We start from the raw sequence: 18,794 nt of genomic DNA, 5'->3' as shown, positions 1-18,794 counted from the left end.
GGTGAATTTTTCAGCAGTACCCGCATCAAAAATTATAACGTATTTACGAATTTGGCGGTATGACCGCGAACTATGGGGAAGTGAAATTATGATACTGAATCATATTTGGGGTTTATACGCCCATCCAGCGCAAGAGTGGAAATCGATAGACAGCAAGCGTGAGAGCTTTCTTTATTCGTGTTCTCATATTTTACTGATAGCAATATTACCTTGTCTGGCAGCTTACTATGCTTCAGCTCATATCGGCTGGAGTGTTGGTGCCCGCGAGTCTATTTATCTTACCCAAAGCAGTGGCATCATGCTTGGCGTTGCAATGTATATTGGTATTTTGGGAGCCACGTTTGCGTTGGCTTACTTAATTTACTGGATGGCAAAAACCTTTGGTGCTGATCCCAGCTATACGAAATCGCTTGAATTAGCAGCTTACGCGGCAACTCCGGTTATTATGTCGGGGATAGCGTCAATTTATCCTGAGCTGTGGTTTGTTGCTTCCGTTTTTCTTATTGGTGTGGCTTATTCGGTTTACCTGCTTTACTCAGGCCTACCGGTTATTATGCACATTCCGGAAGAACGTGGCTTTCTGTACGCGAGCTCGGTAGTGACCGCAGGTCTTATTGCTATGGTTGTACTCATGGCAACAACCGCCATTTTATGGACCAATGGTTTTGGGCCAGATTTTATTTCTTAAGGTAAATGCTAAATAAAAAAATGCCCGGTTCTGTTTAACCAGAATCGGGCATTTTTTATTGTTTTCAATAAAGTGCTTTCGTAAAAGTTATTTCTTCAGGTAATGACCCGCCAGACAAGTAACCGGAGCTGCTGTTGGTTTGCCGTGTTGCCAGTCTCCGCCTTCCACACCGCTACCGGCAATATCAATATGGATATAACTTATTGGGTGCTCACTATCAATGCCATGATTGTCCAGGCCGGATACTCCGGTCAGAAATGCCATTGGGAACTGGTGTCCACGTGGCGTAGCAGCAGAAGGACCGTTGTTAGATGACAACAGGTCATCGCACAAGGTACGGCCTTTAACAAAGTCAAAGTCTTCACGACGTGACCAGGATATTTCTGTTGGGTCACCATAGGTTTCGCCTGCATTGAATAGAGCCTGAGCCAGATTTTGACGACGTGCATGGCCATTGGGTACCAGAGCGCTGTATGGACCTTTTGAAAGGGCTGCGTGGCCTGTCAGAGTTGCTACCGTATACAATTCGTGTTCGCCATCACTTTTCGCCGCTTCTTCGCGCAAATGCGACAACAAGTCGGCCATTATCAGACGGCCTTCGGCATCGGTATTACCAATGCGGACACGCTTGCCGCTGTGGCCGGTAATAATTTCATCGGCAACAAAAGCATCCGAACCAATGCTGTTACGTACCGCGCCTATCTCAGCAACCACATTAAGGTGTTCTGGCTGTAATTCCGAAACCGTTTTTAAGAAGCCGGCAACGCCTGCGGCACCACCTTTATCGCGGCTCATACCAGCCATATGACCACCGGTTTTTAAGTCAGCACCACCGGTATCATAAACAATACCTTTACCGGCAAACATGACCGTACGCTCCGGGTTATTGCCGTGATACTCAAGGCGAATAACACAAGGGCGGTGACGCTCCACAGCCATTGATGAGCGACCAACGGCTGCCAGCAAAGGGTACTCATGTTGGAGTTGTTGGTAGTCATCGATAACCGTGACCTTAACCGAAGTGTGCGCAAAAGCCTGGCGGCAATACTCAGCGAATTTAGGTGGTGCCATACGCTCAGGTTCGGTACCTGCAAGATCGCGAGCAACGCGTTTACCGGCTTCAACTGCCATAGCCCATTCAACGTCAAGCTCTCCAACTAAAATGACGTTCTGAGTCGGTTCAATGGCTTCTTCACCATGAGCTTCACGAGCTTCCAGTGGCTGGTAAAGTGCCTGACAAAAGCCAAGGTAAGCGGCTAAAAAGGCTTGTTGGTAACGTTCGTCATTTACGTTGACATTATTTAGTGCAATAACCGGGTGGCGTGCGCCGGCATCCTGTGCAACTTTTGCTGCAGCATGTGCCGCATCGAAAACCTGGCGGACATCGTCAAAGTCACGGTTTAACGGCCCGGTAGGTGCCGCGACCAAACGCTGGCCCGGAACACCGTCTGCTTTTAACAGCAACGGCTGTTTTCCCACTCTTTGATCGGTAATTTGTGCCTGCTGGATAGTTTCAGCCAAAGCTGAGTCGTCAATAGAATCAAAATTTCCAATTAAGATAAGTGCGTCGGCACCATCTTTTGAGTATGCGTCAGCCAGTGAGCTGACGATTTGCAACTGTGCAAATGCCATAGGTAAAACCTCTTAATCAGTTTGTCGGTTAAGCGCGACGCCAGCGGGTGCCTTCAGCACCGTCTTCTAAAACAATGCCCATGTTGGTTAGTTCATCACGGGCTTCGTCTGCTGCGGCCCAGTCTTTATCTTCCCGGGCCTGATTACGCTTGGCAATCAACGCTTCAATTTTGGCGACATCGTCGTCGTCACCTTGTAAAAACTCTTCCGGAGACTGTTGCAGCAGCCCCATTACCTCAGCCAGCTCAAGCAAAACGTGCGCTAACTGCGCGGCTGTGTCCGGAGCACTCTCGCGGTTGCGGTTAATTTCCCGGGCAATTTCAAATAACACACTCATGGCTTCCGGCGCGTTTAAGTCGTCGTCCATTGCCTGCTGAAAGCTCTGCCAGTATTTACTACGCAATTCTTCGCTGGCGGTTTGCGGTGTTATGTCACGCAATGCGGTGTATAAGCGCTCCAGAGCGGAGTGCGCCTGATCCAGGTTTTCCTGAGTATAGTTCAGCTGCGAGCGATAGTGACTCGACAGCAGAAAATAACGAACCGTTTCCGCGTCGTATTGTTCCAGTACGCTGCGAATCGTGAAAAAGTTACCTAGTGACTTCGACATTTTTTCATTGTCGACCTGCACCATACCGCTGTGCATCCAGTACTTTACGTACTCAGATTGATTTGCGCAGCAGCTTTGAGCTATTTCATTTTCATGATGAGGAAAAGACAAGTCAGAGCCGCCACCATGAATATCGAAAGTGCTGCCTAAGTGCTTCTTATTCATTGCTGAACATTCAATATGCCAGCCCGGGCGACCTTCGCCCCAGGGCGAAGACCAGCTGGGCTCTCCGGGTTTAGCACTTTTCCAGAGTACAAAGTCGAGCGGATCTTGCTTGGCCGCATCAACATCAACCCGTGAACCCGCTTGTAATTGCTCTAAGTCCTGACGACTGAGCTTGCCATAATCGTTAAATGTAGAAACATCAAACAGAACGTCGCCGTTACCGGCTTCATAGGCGTTACCGTTTTCAATAAGGCGTTCAATCATCAGGATAATTTCATCCATATGACTGGTTACACGTGGTTCAATATCGGGACGGACTAAGTTCAACGCGTCAAAATCTTTGTGCATTTCCCGAATAAAACGCTCAGTCACCTGATGAAAATCTTCTCCGTTTTCTGCTGCACGTTTAATGATTTTATCGTCTAGATCAGTAATGTTGCGGACGTATTTAACGCTGTACCCCAGCTTGCGCAGATAGCGCACAACAATATCAAAAGCGACATAAGTTCTGGCATGGCCAATATGGCAGTAGTCGTAAGTGGTAACACCGCACACATAAATACCCACATGGCCGGGTTGAATAGGCTCAAATAACTGCTTTTTGCGAGTGAGGGTGTTAAATACGGTTAATGCCATAAATAGTGTCTCTTACTTTTAAACGGTTAGCGATGAAAACTGGGGGCTTATGATACCACCTATGGTACGGCTCTGGTACACTATTGGCTGGTTTAGTCAATGAAACAGGTACATTCAATGCAAGTCGTTTTACATACCAATCATGGTGATATCACTTTAGAAATGCACAATGAAACCGCGCCTAAGACTGTAGATAACTTTTTACAGTATGCCCGTGACGGTTTTTATGACGGCACAATTTTTCACCGTATTATTAGTAACTTCATGGTGCAGGGCGGTGGTTTTGAGCCTGGCATGAAGCAAAAAGAAACACGCGCGAATATTGAAAACGAAGCGCCGACAGCAAAACCCAATGTGGTTGGCTCGGTGGCTATGGCGCGCACGCCCGATCCTCATTCCGCATCGTCTCAATTTTTCATTAACGTGAACGACAATGCCTTTTTAAACTTTCAGAATGAAACACCGAATGGCTATGGTTATTGTGTATTCGCAGAAGTTGTTGAAGGTATGGATGTGGTAAACACCATTAAAGACGTGAAAACCGGTTCAGCGGGCTTCCATCAGGACGTGCCGGTTGAAGACGTGGTTATTGAAAGTGTGTCGGTTAAAGACTGATTCCATGACCACCGGTTTTATCGCTGACTTACATTTAAGTCCGGGGCGGCCAGATATTCTGGCTGCTTTTGATGACTTTTGTCAGCAACACCAAAATCTTGATGCGCTATATATTCTAGGTGATTTGTTCGATGCCTGGCTGGGCGACGACGACACCAGCGAATTTGCGGCGCAAGTAAAAAGTCAGCTGAAGCACATGACGGATAGCGGTGTACGCCTTTACTTTATGGCCGGGAACCGTGATTTCATGGTGGGTGAGCGTTTTGCCAGCGACGTTGGCTTAACCCTTCTCCCGGATGAAACGGTCATTGACTTGTATGGCGAGCGGATACTGCTGATGCACGGTGATACCTTATGTACGCTGGATAAAGGCTATCTGCGTTATCGGGCTATTATCCAGAATGCTATGGTCAAAGGTATTATGCGCAGCTTACCCTTGTCCTGGCGTATGCGTATTGCTAATCGGTTACGGCAAAAATCCAGTAGCCAAAGACCTGAATTAACCCCGGAACAGCTTTATAAAATGGATGCTCAGCACAGTGAAGTGCTGCATGTTATGGAAAAGCACGGCGTTAGAAAGCTAATTCATGGTCACACACACCGTCCGGCCGTGCATTGCTTTACTCTCGGTGACGGCAAACCTGCTAAACGTATTGTATTGGGCGACTGGTATCAGCAGGCCAGTGCTTATCTCGTTTCTAAATAACGCTTGCGCTTCTTCGCGCTGAGTTTGGTGGTATCCACTAACACCAGTCCGTCTATCGAATGATTAAAATCCGGGTCAACGCCAAACTCTAAAAACTGCACTCCGCCGGGTTCGCATAGCTCCGAGTACTGTTTGTAAAGTGTGGGAATGGCGGAACCGATATTTGCCATGTAGCTTTTTAGCAGAACAAATTCATCGGCGTAGTTGTTACCGGTAAAGTCAGGCACCGTTGAGTCGGTGTTTAAACGATAAGGAATGTTTGCCCTTGCCATGGGTGTTTGCGGTGGGAAATGGCTGCTGTAAAATTTAACTAAAGCGGCCTGTGCATCCTTTGGTAAGGCGTTGCTAATACTGACAGAACCAAATAAGTAACGATAATTTGGGTGCTTACGCAACAGCGCTCCAATACCAACCCAGAGGTAGTCCAGACTGCGTTTACCCCAGTACCGGGGTTGAACAAATGAGCGACCCAGCTCCAGACTTTGCGGAAAAATCTCCTTCATAGCGTCTGAGAACTCATAGAATCCGTCACTGTAGAGTCCGTTTTGGCCGTGCGTTTCTATTATTTTATTGCAGTCGCCCAGACGGTAAGCACCAGCAATTTCAAGATCATCCGGATCCCAGAGTATCAGGTGCATATACCAGGTATCGTACTCATCAAGGTCGCGTTTACGCCAGGTACCTTCGCCCACGGTGCGAAAAGCCACTTCTCTTAAGCGGCCTATTTCCCGAAGAATAGGGGAGCTACCACTGAATTCATACAGATAAATCTTTTTGCCACATGGGGTTTCACCCAGTAATTCACAGGCCTCAATGGCCGCTTTCAAAGGCTGGCGCGACTCGGGACGGGCTATTGCTGTTTGAGTCGGGAAAATCGGCTTTTTTTGAGTGCCTAAACGGTACAGGTGCTTTTTAAACAGTTTAACCTGCTGATTTACACTCAACCCCTGATGAAGAAAGGCTTCAACCGGAATTCTTTGCCCTATATGACATTTAACCTGCTTACGTTGCTGGCGAAACATTTCCTTCACCAGGAGCATGGTAGCTAAAGGCTTGTAGACCATAGAAGCGGTGTAAAACCAGGCCGAGTTATGAGCGTCGAGACGTATGGGCAAAATGTCACTTTGAGTCGCCTTGGCTATTTTCAGGAAGCCACTTTGCCAGTGTGTGTCACGTACCCCGTTAGGGCGTAACCGCGACACTTCACCTGCAGGAAACAGTATGACGCACCCTTCGTCGTGAAGGTGGTTATGTATGTTGCGAATATCTTTGCGGCTGGGTTTGCCGCCGAAGACATTAACCGGCAGCAATAAAGAATTAAGAGGTTCGAGTGCAGACAGCCATTCATTGGCAACTATTTTTACATCGCTGCGCATTTCACTCACTAACTTTAATAACGCCAGCCCATCAAGAGAGCCTATCGGATGATTCGCAATAATAACCAGACGTCCGCTTACAGGGATATTATCCAGTTCTTGCGAAGAGTAGGAGTAAGTGAAATTGAAGTAGTCCAGAGTGTGTTCAACAAAGTCTATGCCTTCTAAAGAGGGCGAGCTTTTGCCAAACTTCTGAATGTCTTCTTCGTGTAAAAGGTTGCGTAAAACCCAGGTTGTTGGCTTCTCTAACCAGGGTTTACCTTTAATGAGTGGAAGCTTGTCATTAACGACTTTGTCTACAGATAACATCAAGTGCTCCGGCAGCTACTGATGGTAAAAGTGTAGAGAGCGTAAATGACAGTTTAATGACGGTCGCTAACAAAAAAGGGAGCCGGTTAAGGCTCCCTGGAGTTCGTTCTGTGCTTTAACAGTACGCTTAGTCGTTAAATTGCTTACCGAAGAACGAGTCTTCCAGCCATTGTGGACGCTTATCGGCGTTCGCAATTTCTTTACCAATGGCAAAGTTAATATTGGTAAAGCGGGCTCCTGCTTCGTAGTTAATATCTAAATTGAGTCCATCGCTGGGCTTGTGATAGTGCTCAGCAAAAAACTCGCCCCAGACTTCGCCGCCGTCTTCACCTTCGGTACGTGAGGTAAAGCCAGTCATTAAAAATACCGCCGGAATGCCTTTTTTGACCAGAGTGTAATGGTCTGAGCGAGTAAAAATAGCCTGCTCAGGCATAGGGTCAGGGCTTTGCTTTGTATCGAATTGCTGAGCTGCCTTGCTAACAGTGTCACCCAAAGTTGAATGAGAAGCACCAAAGGCAATGACATCGGCAAAATCATACAGTAGTACCGGCATATCCAGGTTTACGTTTGCTACGATATTTTCTAAAGGAACCGTTGGGTTATTGGCAAAGTAGTCCGCACCTAACAGACCTTTTTCTTCTGCAGTTACCGACAAGAACATAATTGAACGGTCAAATTCTTGCTCTGACTCTACAAACAAGCGAGCGGTTTCCAGCATAATGGAAACGCCACTGGCATTATCCATCGCGCCATTGTTGATATTGTCTTCGCGGCTCATGTCTTTTACTACGCCGATATGATCGGAATGCGCAGTATAAATAACGTATTCGTCTTTCAGCGTTTTGTCAGAACCAGGCAATACGGCTGCGACGTTAGGGCTGGAAATTTCCTCGTGACGCGATTCACGAGCCAGGGTGACTTCGCCTTCCAGTTCAAACCCTTTAGGAGAGAAGTCCGGGTCTTCCTCAATTTTCTCGAAGATAGTGCTCAATTCAGTCGGAGCATTCGCAAACAGTTTCTCCGCAGGTTCATCATCAATATAGGCAGAACCTTTTAACTGTTGCTCTTCACCTTTAGGTAAGCCATTAGGACCTAACCAGGTCATGCGAGGTGTCTTGGTGTAATAAACACTGGTTTCGTATTTGCGAGTTTTTTCGCGCACTGGTGTGTGTAGTGTAATAATGCCAACAGCACCTTTTTCGCGGGCAATATCACTTTTAATGTTGGCCAGGTGAGCACCTTCCTCGCTAGGTAAAAATTCCGGACGGCCGGTTAACATGACAACAATTTTGCCTTCTACGTCAAGGCCGTTGTAGTCATCAAGACCAAATTCAGGAGCTTCCATACCATAGCCGACAAAAACTAATGGCGCAGTAATTTCGTCCTTTTCTTCATAATGACTTGGACCGGTAATGAATTGCTTAGGGAATTCAAACTCGACCACTTCACCATTGTTTTCAAAGGTCATTCGGGCGCTGTTTTCTTTCAGTGTACTTTTACGAAAAGGAATGCGCTGATAATAAGTGCCGTCATCACCTGCAGGCTCAAGGCCTAACTGCTTGAATTCAGAAACGATGTAGTTCGAGGCAATTTCGTGCTCGTTGCTACCGGTTTCACGACCTTTAAGGTCATCGTCTGCAAGAAACTCTAAATGAGCACGAATATTGGATTCCTCAGCACGGATTTCCGTCGTTTTTGACTCGGGTTCTGATGCGCCACAAGCCGCGACCAGCAGGCTTAATGTAACGGGCAGAAGAATATGGGATGGCTTCATATTATGTCCTTGGTTTTATTTTTATCGTAATAGCGAAGCTAGTGTACCGCAGCAGATAACAGACAACCAGAGTGGATAGTTGAAAGAGTGTTGCAAAACGTATCAGGATTTTGTAATGTTATATTATTACAATAACGAGATGGCGTTAATCTGAAACAACGTTAACTGGAGTGGTTATGAAACTGAATGCGTTAACTCTTGCATTACTGGCAACAAGTACCGTCGCGCATGCGCAACAGCAAGAAGAACATGAACACATTAATGACTATGAAGTCATTGTTATTAATGCAAGCCCGCTGGATAAGACAGCGCTTGAATCAGCACAGCCGGTCAATATTATTTCCGGTGACGCGCTTAAGCAAAAGAATGCTCATAGTCTGGGGGAAACTCTGGCAATGGAACCGGGCATCAATAACACTCACTTTGCGAATGTCGCAGGTAGCCCCATTATTCGTGGATTGGGCGGACCAAGAGTGAAAATCACTCAAAATGGTCTTGATACTGGTGACGTATCCCGTGGTGGTCCCGACCATGCAGTAACAACGGAAACCAGTACAGCACAACAAATTGAGGTATTAAGAGGTCCGGCAACTTTGCTTTACGGTAGTGGGGCAATTGGTGGCGTAATTAACGTGGTCGACAACCGGATCCCTTCTGAGCCTGTTTACGGCATTCAAGGTAATGCAAATGTGTCAGCCTCGACTAACAATGATAATAAAGAGGGGTCTTACGACTTGCAAATAGGCAATGGTCGCTGGGCTCTTTATACCGATGCCTTTATTCGCCGCGCAAATGATTATGAGACGCCATCCTTTACGAATGACGAAGGTGAAACGGTGGATCATGTCGAAAACTCGTTCATTGACGCTCAGGGTGGCACCATTGGCGCCAGTTACCAGTTTGATGACGGCTTTTTCGGAGTGTCTTACCAGGGACTCTATCAGGAATACGGTATTCCCGGTCATGACCACGGTCATGGTGAGGAAGAAGATGAGCATGAGGAAGAGCCGGGTCATGAAGACGAGCATGAACACGCAGAGGCTGGCCCTTATGCAGACCTGGAGCAAGAGCGTATTCAATTTGCCGGTCAGTGGCGTAATCCTTTCAGTGGCTTTAACCGCTTAGATTTTCGCGCAGCTTTAACTGACTACCAGCATCAGGAAATTGAAGACAATTTCGTTGCAACTCAATTTGAAAATGAACAAAAAGAGATACGACTGATTGGTCAGCATAAAGAAATTGCAGGATGGAAAGGTGCTGTCGGCTGGCAGTGGGACATCAGTGATAAGGCGGCTTTTGGCGAAGAAGCCTTTACGCCGAATACCTCGCGTCGCACTCAAGGCTTGTTCTGGGTCGTAGAGCAGGAATTTGGTTCTCATCACGTTGATTTAGGTGTTCGCCATGAGCGCACATCGCTTTCCAGTGAGGAGCGCAAACTGGATACCTTTGATGCCACTTCAGCGTCTGCTGGTTATCTCTACCACTTCAGTGATCACACCTCGGTTTCATTTAACCTAAGTCATGCAGAAAGAGCTCCGGCTGCAAATGAAGTTTTTGCTAACGGGAATCACTTTGCAACCCGTACTTATGAACTTGGCCTGGGTTACGAACTACATGAAGAAGAGCTTGACGAGTATCATGTTGAGCCAAACGAAGTGGCAATTAAAACCGAAACGTCAAACAACATTGATGCGGGTTTTCATTACGAAAATGACAGCTTTCATGCAAATTTGAACGTGTTCTACAATCGCGTTGATGATTTCATTTACGATGATTTTATTGGCCTGAACAGTGAACAATTGCATGGTGATGAGGACCATGACCACGAAGAGCATGCCCACGAAGAGGAGCACGAACACGAAGGCGAGCATGATCATGGCGGTCTGCAAGTGGTTCAGTTTAAACAAGTTGACGCCGAGCTTTATGGTTATGAACTCGAGTTAGACTGGAAATTCACAGAACAGTGGTCACTTCACGGTTTTAGTGACTATACCCGTGCAAAACAGCGTGATGGCGATGATTTACCGAGAATCCCGGCGCAACGCATTGGTACAGAAGTGCGTTATCAGGCCGTTGGCTGGGATGGTGCTATCGGTTATACGCGCTACATGGAACAGGATAAAATAGGGCAGAATGAGACCGTAACCGATGCTTATGGCTTACTGAACGCCCGCGTCAATTTTTACCCGGAGTGGTTAGCAAACTACGGTGCTACGCTTTATCTGAAAGGTGAAAACCTGACAGATCAGCTAGGCTTTGTTCACAGCTCCTTTATAAAAGATGACGCACCTGTTACCGGTCGTCGTTTCCAGGCTGGCGTATCTATTAGCTTCTAATTGAACCGCCCTCCCGAAAATAACGCTATCGTCGTAATTCGGCGGTAGCGTTTTCGTGTTATTTCACCGCAGCCAACCGATTTTTATCCCGAACTTTGTTAATATAAGTGGTAATAAACTCATCGTTGGATCTTGCATCATGCCTTTTCATTTTAATCGTCGTATTCAGGCGATTGCTATTATTGTTTTTAGCTTTTTTAGTCTCTCTGTTTTTGCCGAAGAGTTAACCATAGAACGTTTGTTTAGTGGCCCCACTCTTACGGGGGAAACACCAAAATCGTTAAAGTTTGCGCCCGGCGGGCAATACCTTTCATACTTAAAAGGCAGTAAGGAAGAGCCGCAACGTTATGATCTCTGGTTATACGATATCGAGGCCGAGACACATAAATTGTTAGTTGCGGCAGACCAGATCGCTGCCAGTGAGCTTGAATTATCCGACGAAGAGAAAGCCCGTAGGGAACGTCAACGCATTAGCGGCAGTGGCATAATTGAGTACAGCTGGTCAGCAAAAGGGGATGCGCTGCTTTTCCCCTATAACGGTGATGTTTTTTATTACCAGACTGACGAAGAAAAAGTGACTCAGCTGACAAAAACGGATGCTTTTGAAACTGACGTTAAGTTCTCGCCAAAAAGCAGCTACGTGTCTTTTGTCCGCGAACAGAATTTGTACTTTATTGACCTTGCCAGTGGTGAAGAACATGCGGTTACAACCGAAGGCGGTAACACGCTTAAGTTTGGTATGGCGGAGTTTGTTGCCCAGGAAGAAATGAAGCGCATGACCGGTTACTGGTGGGCTCCGGATGAGTCGGCTATTGCGTTAACCAAAGTTGATGAAAGTCCTGTGCCTCTCGCTACCCGCAGTGAGATATACGCGGACCGAATTGAAACCATACAACAGCGTTATCCGTTCGCCGGAAGCGACAACGTAGAGATTGACCTTGGGGTATATCAAATTGCTGATAAACAGACCAATTGGCTGCAGCTGGATAAGCTAAATGATGGGTATTTAGCCCGGGTTAAGTGGGTTGGTGACAGCAAACGTTTGAGTTATCAATGGCAAAGCAGAGATCAGCAAGCACTGACGCTTTGGCTTTATAATCGAACAAGTGAAACCCAGCGTGAGTTGTTGACAGAAACCTCAGATAGCTGGCTGAATCTGCACGATGACTTGTATTTCTTAAATGATAATAAGCATTTCATTTGGGCATCTGAACGAAGCGGTTTCAAACATCTTTATTTATATCGCCTGGACGGATCGTTAATTCGTCAATTGAGTTCTGGCGATTGGCAAGTAGATGAACTGGAAGCTATTGATGAAAGTACTGGCACGCTGTACTTTACCGCCCGGAAAAAATCACCACTAGAATCTCACCTGTATCGTACTCAGCTAAATGCAAGTTCTGCGGCCAACCCAACGCGCATTACAACGCGTGAAGGTATGCACCATATTGAATTTGATGCCGATGTGCGCTTGTATCTGGACACCTACTCATCGCCTCAGCAGCCCAAACAAGTAAGTTTGCACGGGCCAACTGGTAATCATTTGGTGTGGTTGGCTGAAAACGAAGTGACAGGTGAGCATCCACTGTCTCCTTACTTGAGAAACTGGCGTTACCCTGAGTTCGGTGAGCTAAAAGCTGAAGACGGGCAGACGCTTTATTACAAAATGACCAAGCCAGGAGATTTTGATGCAGAAAAAAAATATCCGGTGCTGGTGTATGTTTATGGCGGTCCCGGAGCGCAGCGAGTAACCAAAAGCTGGGGCAGTGGTTTTGTTCAATATATGGCTCAACAGGGCTTTATTGTTTTCACTCTGGATAACCGCGGTTCGGCGAATAGGGGAAAGCGTTTTGAGGCACCTATTTATAAGAATATGGGGAGCCCGGAAGTAGATGATCAGGTGGTTGGGGTTAAGTATTTAACCAGCCTGCCTTATGTCGACCCAAAGCGCATCGGTATATATGGTCACAGTTACGGCGGTTACATGTCGCTGCTGGCTATGTTTAAAGCACCTGAATATTTTAAGGCTGGAGTGGCTGGCGCACCGGTAACCGACTGGCGTTTGTATGATACGCATTACACCGAACGTTTTATGGGCATGCCGGGTGATGGTAATGCCTATGAAAACTCATCGGTTTTTCCATACAGCGATAACTTAAAAGGTGATTTACTGATTTACCATGGAATGGCGGATGACAATGTTTTGTTTACTCATAGCACGAAGCTGTATAAGCAATTGCAGGACAACGCTCAGGCTTTTGAAATGATGAATTACCCGGGGAAAAAGCATTCTATTAACGGGCGTAATACAAAAATTCATTTATATTCAATGATTGCTCAATTTTTTCAACAAACCATTGGCGAACAATAGGTTATAATATGTACATATCTTCCATGAACAAGGAGTGACTATGCGCTTTTTATCTCGCCGACTGGTTATGCCAAATGATTTGAACTTTGCCGGGTCGTTATTTGGTGGCCGTATTTTAGAATGGATTGACGAAGAAGCTTATATCTTTGCCAGTTGCCAGTTAGGGGCAAAAAGCCTGGTAACTAAGCATATTGGTGCTATTACCTTTGAAACTTCGGCGTTTCAGGGCGATGTTGTTGAATTTGGTCTGCAGGTGAAATCTGTGGGACGCACGTCGTTAGCGATTACTTGTCTGGTACGCAATAAGCACACCAAGCAAAATATTTGTTCAGCTGATGATATTGTTTTCGTACATATTGATCCGGAAACTCGTCAGCCAACGCCTCATGGCAAAACCAAAGAGCAGTTAGACGATTTTCCAGAGCCGCTTTAAGCGGCTCTGATCTTTCATTTAAATTGGCGAACCCGGCGGTAACGGCTCGGGTTCGTATTGTTCCGGCCATTCCCCTTCGTTTAAGAATTTATCTAAATCTTTTGCCAATTGCTTTACGAGTAGTGAGTCCGACTTGGCAAGCTTCTGTTGTTGTTCAGCAAGCTCAGCTCGCATAACTAACCGGGTTTCTGCAGCCAGTCCCGAATTTTTTACCGCTCTTACTTCGGCGTTGATAGCTGTTGCCAGCAAGCGCTGCTGAACCGGGGCTTTTTTTGCGTTTTCCCAGTCGCTGAAAACGGTATTGAAAATAGCTGTCATCAGTCCGGCCGGAGAAGGCACTCGGTCATTGTCCGCGTGTTGTTGTGCTAACCGGTTCAGACGCTGGCTGTTTAACATCAAACTTAAACTGTGATCCGCGGCGCTGGCAGCCATGCTGACGGTATCGGGTATTAGCCCTGTTTTACCACTGAAGTTCTCGCGCGATGAGCTTTCACCGTAAGCCGACGGAACCAGCCATTGTTTAATATGTGAAGGCACACGCAAAGTATCTGCCTGAATGGTTTTTAACAACTGTTTAAGAGCCGCTTGTTGTCTGGCGGCCCCTACCGGCTGGTAGTCGTCCGTAGAGTCGTCAGCCATATAGTAATGGTAGTTAACGCCGCCTAACCATTTTACTGCGGCTTCTGTTTGGTACCGGTGCAGCAAGTAAATAGGCACAAAGATCGATTGTAACTGGCTTAATGGCTGATCGCTGTTCAGCATGTCCTTGCTGAAGTTATCCAGCACTTGCTGGCGCACTGAAAGCAGGCGTTCAAGCTCGGTAACAGGTTCGCTGCCGTTATCCCATAAATGTGCCTGAGGGTGAGCACCACCGGCAGGGCGTGCATCTCTGTCTGAAATGAAGCTGAGATTGAGCGTTTTATTTTCATCCAGAATACGGGCGAGTTGCTCGTCAGACGATGGCATACCGCCAAAGTCACTGTACCCATAAGCCAGAACTTGCTTATCCCATACTCCTAAACCTTCTGTATAAGCGTTGCTTAGGCTTAAACCGCCATCTGTTGTCAGGTTTACCAGCGGGTGAGGGTAGTCCATAACGGAAGCTCTGTCTGACGCGCTGGCAGCAAAGTTATGAGCTATTCCTAAGGTATGGCCTATTTCGTGTGCACTTAATTGGCGAATACGAGCCAGAGCCATATTTTTTACCGCGCTTTTAAGTTCATTGCGGTCTTCGATAAAAGGCGTCAACAAGCCTTCGGCTATTTTCATATCCTGGCGAACACGCAGCGACCCCAGGGTGACATGACCTTTAATGATTTCGCCGGTACGAGGGTCTATTACCGACGAGCCGTAAGACCAGCCACGGGTTGCCCGGTGAACCCACTGAATAACGTTGTAGCGCACATCCATAGGGTCAGCACCGTCGGGCAGAACTTTTACCTGAAAAGCATTCTCGAAACCTAAGGCTTCAAAGCCCTGAGCCCACCAGCGGGCACCTTCAAGCAGTGCCGTTTTGACAGGTTCCGGTGCACCTGGGTCAAGATAATAAACAATAGGTTCACGCGCTTCACTTTGTGAGGCAATAGGGTCTTTCTTATTCAACCGGTGACGCGGGATATATTGCACTGTCATCGATTCGCCAAGAGGTGCTGCGTAGTCTTTAAAGCTGTGAGCCCAAAAACCGCTGTTTGGATGAAATTTCCGGGGTTGGTATCCGGCGTCAGGTAGCTTTATAAAGGAGTGGTGCAGGTGCAAAGAAAGTGCATCGGCGTTGGCCGCAACCTGATTTATCCACTGCCCTTTTCCGTAACCGACAAAAGTGACTTTCGCTTCTAGCTCCGTATTTTCTGAAAAGGCTTTGCTACGTTCAGGGTAAATGACTGAGCGGCTTGTATCGGCCTTAAATTGTCCTTGCTCGGTTTGCTGTAAGCGCTTACTAACACCGTGCACATCGCTCAACAAGTAAGGGGTGTAGTCGATTAACACACGTTCATCGTTGCTCGCAACAACGTCAAAACCATAAAGCACGGCGTCGGCAAACGCTTGATCGACACTGCTGCGTTCAGCCTGATTCCGCGTTTGTGCACGAAACTCGGTATTGTGTTGAACCAATAACGCCTTATTTCCTTCAACATGAAATGATGCTAACCGAGTTTCACCCAGTTGCCCGCGGTCCAGCCCGACATCATTAGAACCTAACCCCCAGGGAAGACTGGTTTGAAAAATAAACTGTGATCCTTGCCTCGGCACTTCCAGATAAAACTTTGCACTAGCTTCATCGTGGTAAAAGGTGAAAAATCCGGGGTGCTCCTGAAATGACGAAGTGAACTCGTCAATGCCGGGAGCTTCGGTTTTTGCCTGGGCCGTTACCGACATCAACAAAGCGAGTAACAGCAGGGTTTTTGAAAGAAAGCTTTGCATTTTTATTATCCTAATTGTTCGGCAATTTCTTCTAAAATTTGCGTCGTCCATTGTTCAATACGTTCATCTGATAGCTCATATTGGGAGTCTTCATCTAGTGATAAACCGACGAACTGAGTGTTATCTGCGGTTAACGCTTTGGAGGCGGCAAATTCGTAGCCCTGATTTGGCCAAAAACCAATGCGCTTGCAGCCGTGGTTGGCTATGGCATCGTGCAGCATGCCCAGAGCGTCCTGGAACCAGTCGGTATAACCTTCCTGATCACCCATCCCAAACAGCGCAACAACTTTACCGCGCAGGTTCACGTCATTTATGTCGTCCCAATGGCTTTCCCAGTCTTCCTGAAGTTCGCCAAAATCCCAGGTGGAAATACCAAAAATAAGAATATCAAATTGCTCAGCTTCTTTTAGCGGGGTATTTTTTATATCAAACAGCTGAACAATGTCCTCGCCAATGGCTTGCTGAATTTTTTCTGCAGCAATTTCGGTATAGCAAGTGGTAGAGCCGTAAAACAAGCCAATTTCCAGGGACATAATAACTACCTCTGTCATAGGTTGAGTCTTTGATGCGGATGCATTGTAACAAAAAGACCGTTAGAATGAGCGCCTTTGTTTTTCAACGGGAAACTGCAGATGGGAACTCGTACGGACTTTGATCAATTAGTGGAACGACTTGAAACCGTATTCGATGATGCGGTGGTTTCCGGCACAGATGACGAGCTATTTGCCTGCGGTTATTTGCGCGGGCATTTCGACTTAGTCGTTGCGCAACTGGAAATGGCTGGTGAGACTCAACCGGAGAGAATTATGCCGGCTTTGCGTGAGGCAGTTCACAAAACGCGGCATGAGTTGTCTCCGGCTGACCAGACTCACATTAACAATGTATTGGATAAGTTAGCCCTTAAAGCGACTAACGGAGATGCGGCGTAAAGCATCTTGAGTTAACGGCGTTAACTCTCCGGTTAACTGACAGGCAATCACTTCTGCCAGAATAGGGGCAGAAGTGAAGCCCCGAGACCCCAGCGCTGTAATGACATATAAGTTTTCGGCAACCGCTCCGGTAACAGGCTGGTGATCGGGGCTGGTCGCCCGTACCGAGACTCTTTGGGATGTTAACTGCAGAGATTCAGCCCATGGCTGCTTCGCGTTTTCAGCGAGTTGTTTCAGGTTTTCTTCGTCATCTTCGGGGGTTGGTTCTAAATCCTCTCTGTCGCGATTAAAGCTTGCGCCAACACAGTGATGGTTGCCATCTTCCGGAACTAAATACCCTTTAAAGCATAAAACCGTTTTTAGTGAAGATAATAACGGTGTTGTTTGAACCAGACTGACTTGTCCGCGAACTGGTTGTATTGGCAGGGGGTTAACGCTTTCCGGCAATAACCCATTGATGTGATGACCGGTGGCAATAAGAACTCGCTCAGCGGCCAGCAAACTTCCGTCCTTTAGTGATATCTGCCAACTGCCACTTTCAGTTTTCTCCAAAGCCTTAGCTTCGCCTTCAATAAGCTCAATTTGTGCTGTTTCTAAAAGGCTTTTGACCACAGCCGCCGGTCGTAACCATCCGGCTTTAGGGTAAAGCAGCGCCGGAACCGCCAGCGAAACCCCGGCTTCTTGTTCTGCTTCCGGCTGAGATAAATAGCGTACCGTGTCTGGCGCATACAGTTCATCGGCTATACGTTGATAACGCCGGGCTCTGTCGTCGTTAAATGCTGGCTGCATAACCCCCACGGGAAACCAGTGGTCGTCACAAAAATTACGGTAGAAGCTGGTGGCTGTAGAAAACGCCTGCCAATAAAAGCGACTGAGCGGCGTATACTCGGCGTGTAACAGAGGGTAAACGGCTCCTTGAGGATTTCCGGATGCGCCGTCGGCGCTACCTGCACTAATGACTCTGACGTTAACGCCTCTATGCTTCAGTGCAAGGGCAGAGCATGCCGCGCTAATGCCGCCGCCAATAATAGTAACATCGCGGCGATCGTAATATTTCTGACAAACTTCGGCGCTAAGGTAGTGACCACAAAGCATGTCTCGTTTGCGACCAAAGCCTGCTACTTTTTGAACCTCGAATCCGTTTTGCTGTAGTGCTCTTTTGACACTGCCTGCAGCGGTGAAGGTAGCAAAGGTTGTTCCGCTATGTGCGGTTTGCTTCATGGCATCAAAAAGTGTTGGCTGCCACATTTCTGGATTCTTCGCCGGAGCAAAGCCGTCGAGAAACCAGGCGTCAATTTGCTTTTGTGCCTGTGGAAGCCATTCTGGCAGTAGCTCATTGAGATCGCCTATCCACAGATCCAGAATGACCCGGCCCTGTGATAGTATGATGCGATGACAGCCGGGATCGGTTGCCGGGTAATGCTCCAGGAATGACTGACTGAATTCCGCTATTGGTTCTAGTAATTGGTATGCTTGTTCAAGTTGCTGGCGCGATAAAGGGAACTTTTCAAAACTGACAAAATGGAGACGTGTATTGGCAGGTGCCTGCTCTAAAAAACGTTTCCAGGTCAGAAGAAAGTTCAAACCTGTACCAAACCCGGTTTCGGCTATGGTAAAGCTATAATGAGCCGGTAGTGACAGCCAGCGACGGGGTAATCCGTTTTGCGCCAGAAATACGTACTGACTTTCGTCAACACCGCTTTCGACAGAAAAATAAATATCATCGAAAGTAGTGGAAACGGGTACGCCTTGCTCGTTAAACTGAACAGATGAATTAGAATTCAAGCGGCTATCCC

The 18,794-nt window shown here is 47.1% G+C and carries 14 protein-coding genes; 7 read left to right on the top strand and 7 right to left on the bottom strand.

Annotation, left to right across the window (positions count from 1 at the left end):
- Nucleotides 1–88 precede the first annotated feature (88 nt).
- Nucleotides 89–688, top strand: coding sequence for a Yip1 family protein (locus IL_RS05305; RefSeq protein ID WP_011234286.1), 600 nt, complete (start codon nucleotides 89–91; stop codon nucleotides 686–688).
- An 87-nt stretch (nucleotides 689–775) separates the two neighbouring features.
- Here IL_RS05305 and IL_RS05300 read toward each other — a convergent pair whose 3' ends face one another.
- Together IL_RS05300 and cysS are read right to left on the bottom strand one after the other, a co-directional pair.
- Nucleotides 776–2,320: a M17 family metallopeptidase gene (locus tag IL_RS05300; RefSeq protein WP_011234285.1), complete on the bottom strand. Its 1,545-nt coding sequence runs from the start codon at nucleotides 2,318–2,320 to the stop codon at nucleotides 776–778.
- Nucleotides 2,321–2,348: 28 nt separating this feature from the next.
- Entirely contained in the window at nucleotides 2,349–3,728 is a 1,380-nt protein-coding gene (gene cysS / locus IL_RS05295) for a cysteine--tRNA ligase (protein WP_011234284.1), read from the bottom strand.
- 117 nt (nucleotides 3,729–3,845) lie between these two features.
- Between cysS and IL_RS05290 the strand changes: the two genes are divergently transcribed.
- Nucleotides 3,846–4,343, top strand: a complete 498-nt coding sequence (locus IL_RS05290) for a peptidylprolyl isomerase (protein ID WP_011234283.1) — start codon at nucleotides 3,846–3,848, stop codon at nucleotides 4,341–4,343.
- 4 nt (nucleotides 4,344–4,347) lie between these two features.
- The gene (locus IL_RS05285) at nucleotides 4,348–5,049 is read left to right on the top strand and encodes a UDP-2,3-diacylglucosamine diphosphatase (RefSeq protein WP_011234282.1); all 702 of its coding nucleotides are present in this window, start codon (nucleotides 4,348–4,350) and stop codon (nucleotides 5,047–5,049) included.
- On the opposite strand, the gene IL_RS05280 is transcribed toward IL_RS05285, so the two are convergent.
- Nucleotides 5,031–6,734, bottom strand: a complete 1,704-nt coding sequence (locus tag IL_RS05280) for a GNAT family N-acyltransferase (protein ID WP_011234281.1) — start codon at nucleotides 6,732–6,734, stop codon at nucleotides 5,031–5,033. The genes IL_RS05285 and IL_RS05280 overlap by 19 nt on opposite strands.
- A gap of 127 nt (nucleotides 6,735–6,861) precedes the next feature.
- Nucleotides 6,862–8,508, bottom strand: coding sequence for a M28 family metallopeptidase (locus IL_RS05275; protein WP_011234280.1), 1,647 nt, complete (start codon nucleotides 8,506–8,508; stop codon nucleotides 6,862–6,864).
- 176 nt (nucleotides 8,509–8,684) lie between these two features.
- Here IL_RS05275 and IL_RS05270 point away from each other — a divergent pair, with 176 nt between their 5' ends.
- The 3 genes from IL_RS05270 to IL_RS05260 all read left to right on the top strand — a co-directional run bounded on the left by IL_RS05270 (nucleotide 8,685) and on the right by IL_RS05260 (nucleotide 13,648).
- Nucleotides 8,685–10,844, top strand: a complete 2,160-nt coding sequence (locus tag IL_RS05270) for a TonB-dependent receptor (protein WP_011234279.1) — start codon at nucleotides 8,685–8,687, stop codon at nucleotides 10,842–10,844.
- A gap of 139 nt (nucleotides 10,845–10,983) precedes the next feature.
- Nucleotides 10,984–13,215 (top strand): S9 family peptidase, encoded by a 2,232-nt coding sequence (locus IL_RS05265; RefSeq protein ID WP_011234278.1) that lies wholly within the window; start codon nucleotides 10,984–10,986, stop codon nucleotides 13,213–13,215.
- A gap of 40 nt (nucleotides 13,216–13,255) precedes the next feature.
- Nucleotides 13,256–13,648, top strand: a complete 393-nt coding sequence (locus tag IL_RS05260; RefSeq protein ID WP_011234277.1) for an acyl-CoA thioesterase — start codon at nucleotides 13,256–13,258, stop codon at nucleotides 13,646–13,648.
- An 18-nt stretch (nucleotides 13,649–13,666) separates the two neighbouring features.
- Here IL_RS05260 and IL_RS05255 read toward each other — a convergent pair whose 3' ends face one another.
- Both IL_RS05255 and fldB read right to left on the bottom strand, forming a co-directional pair.
- Entirely contained in the window at nucleotides 13,667–16,069 is a 2,403-nt protein-coding gene (locus tag IL_RS05255; RefSeq protein WP_011234276.1) for a zinc-dependent metalloprotease, read from the bottom strand.
- Nucleotides 16,070–16,074: 5 nt separating this feature from the next.
- Nucleotides 16,075–16,596: a flavodoxin FldB gene (fldB, locus tag IL_RS05250; RefSeq protein WP_034820885.1), complete on the bottom strand. Its 522-nt coding sequence runs from the start codon at nucleotides 16,594–16,596 to the stop codon at nucleotides 16,075–16,077.
- Nucleotides 16,597–16,701: 105 nt separating this feature from the next.
- Here fldB and IL_RS05245 point away from each other — a divergent pair, with 105 nt between their 5' ends.
- Nucleotides 16,702–16,998 carry a YfcL family protein gene (locus IL_RS05245; protein WP_011234274.1) on the top strand — a complete coding sequence of 99 codons (297 nt, stop codon included), beginning with the start codon at nucleotides 16,702–16,704 and terminating at the stop codon, nucleotides 16,996–16,998.
- Here IL_RS05245 and mnmC read toward each other — a convergent pair.
- Nucleotides 16,963–18,783, bottom strand: coding sequence for a bifunctional tRNA (5-methylaminomethyl-2-thiouridine)(34)-methyltransferase MnmD/FAD-dependent 5-carboxymethylaminomethyl-2-thiouridine(34) oxidoreductase MnmC (gene mnmC / locus IL_RS05240; RefSeq protein ID WP_011234273.1), 1,821 nt, complete (start codon nucleotides 18,781–18,783; stop codon nucleotides 16,963–16,965). The two genes, IL_RS05245 and mnmC, sit on opposite strands and share 36 nt — an antisense overlap.
- Nucleotides 18,784–18,794: the final 11 nt, after the last annotated feature.

The sequence above is a fragment of the Idiomarina loihiensis L2TR genome (assembly GCF_000008465.1).
In the GTDB taxonomy this organism is placed as follows: Bacteria; Pseudomonadota; Gammaproteobacteria; order Enterobacterales; family Alteromonadaceae; genus Idiomarina; species Idiomarina loihiensis.
This window is presented reverse-complemented; position numbering and strand designations above follow the sequence as displayed.

Coding starts and splice junctions, on each gene's coding strand:
- IL_RS05305 (WP_011234286.1), top strand. CDS start 89: ATGATACTGAATCATATTTGGGGTTTATACGCCCATCCAGCGCAAGAG.
- IL_RS05300 (WP_011234285.1), bottom strand. CDS start 2,320: ATGGCATTTGCACAGTTGCAAATCGTCAGCTCACTGGCTGACGCATAC.
- cysS (WP_011234284.1), bottom strand. CDS start 3,728: ATGGCATTAACCGTATTTAACACCCTCACTCGCAAAAAGCAGTTATTT.
- IL_RS05290 (WP_011234283.1), top strand. CDS start 3,846: ATGCAAGTCGTTTTACATACCAATCATGGTGATATCACTTTAGAAATG.
- IL_RS05285 (WP_011234282.1), top strand. CDS start 4,348: ATGACCACCGGTTTTATCGCTGACTTACATTTAAGTCCGGGGCGGCCA.
- IL_RS05280 (WP_011234281.1), bottom strand. CDS start 6,734: ATGTTATCTGTAGACAAAGTCGTTAATGACAAGCTTCCACTCATTAAA.
- IL_RS05275 (WP_011234280.1), bottom strand. CDS start 8,508: ATGAAGCCATCCCATATTCTTCTGCCCGTTACATTAAGCCTGCTGGTC.
- IL_RS05270 (WP_011234279.1), top strand. CDS start 8,685: ATGAAACTGAATGCGTTAACTCTTGCATTACTGGCAACAAGTACCGTC.
- IL_RS05265 (WP_011234278.1), top strand. CDS start 10,984: ATGCCTTTTCATTTTAATCGTCGTATTCAGGCGATTGCTATTATTGTT.
- IL_RS05260 (WP_011234277.1), top strand. CDS start 13,256: ATGCGCTTTTTATCTCGCCGACTGGTTATGCCAAATGATTTGAACTTT.
- IL_RS05255 (WP_011234276.1), bottom strand. CDS start 16,069: ATGCAAAGCTTTCTTTCAAAAACCCTGCTGTTACTCGCTTTGTTGATG.
- IL_RS05245 (WP_011234274.1), top strand. CDS start 16,702: ATGGGAACTCGTACGGACTTTGATCAATTAGTGGAACGACTTGAAACC.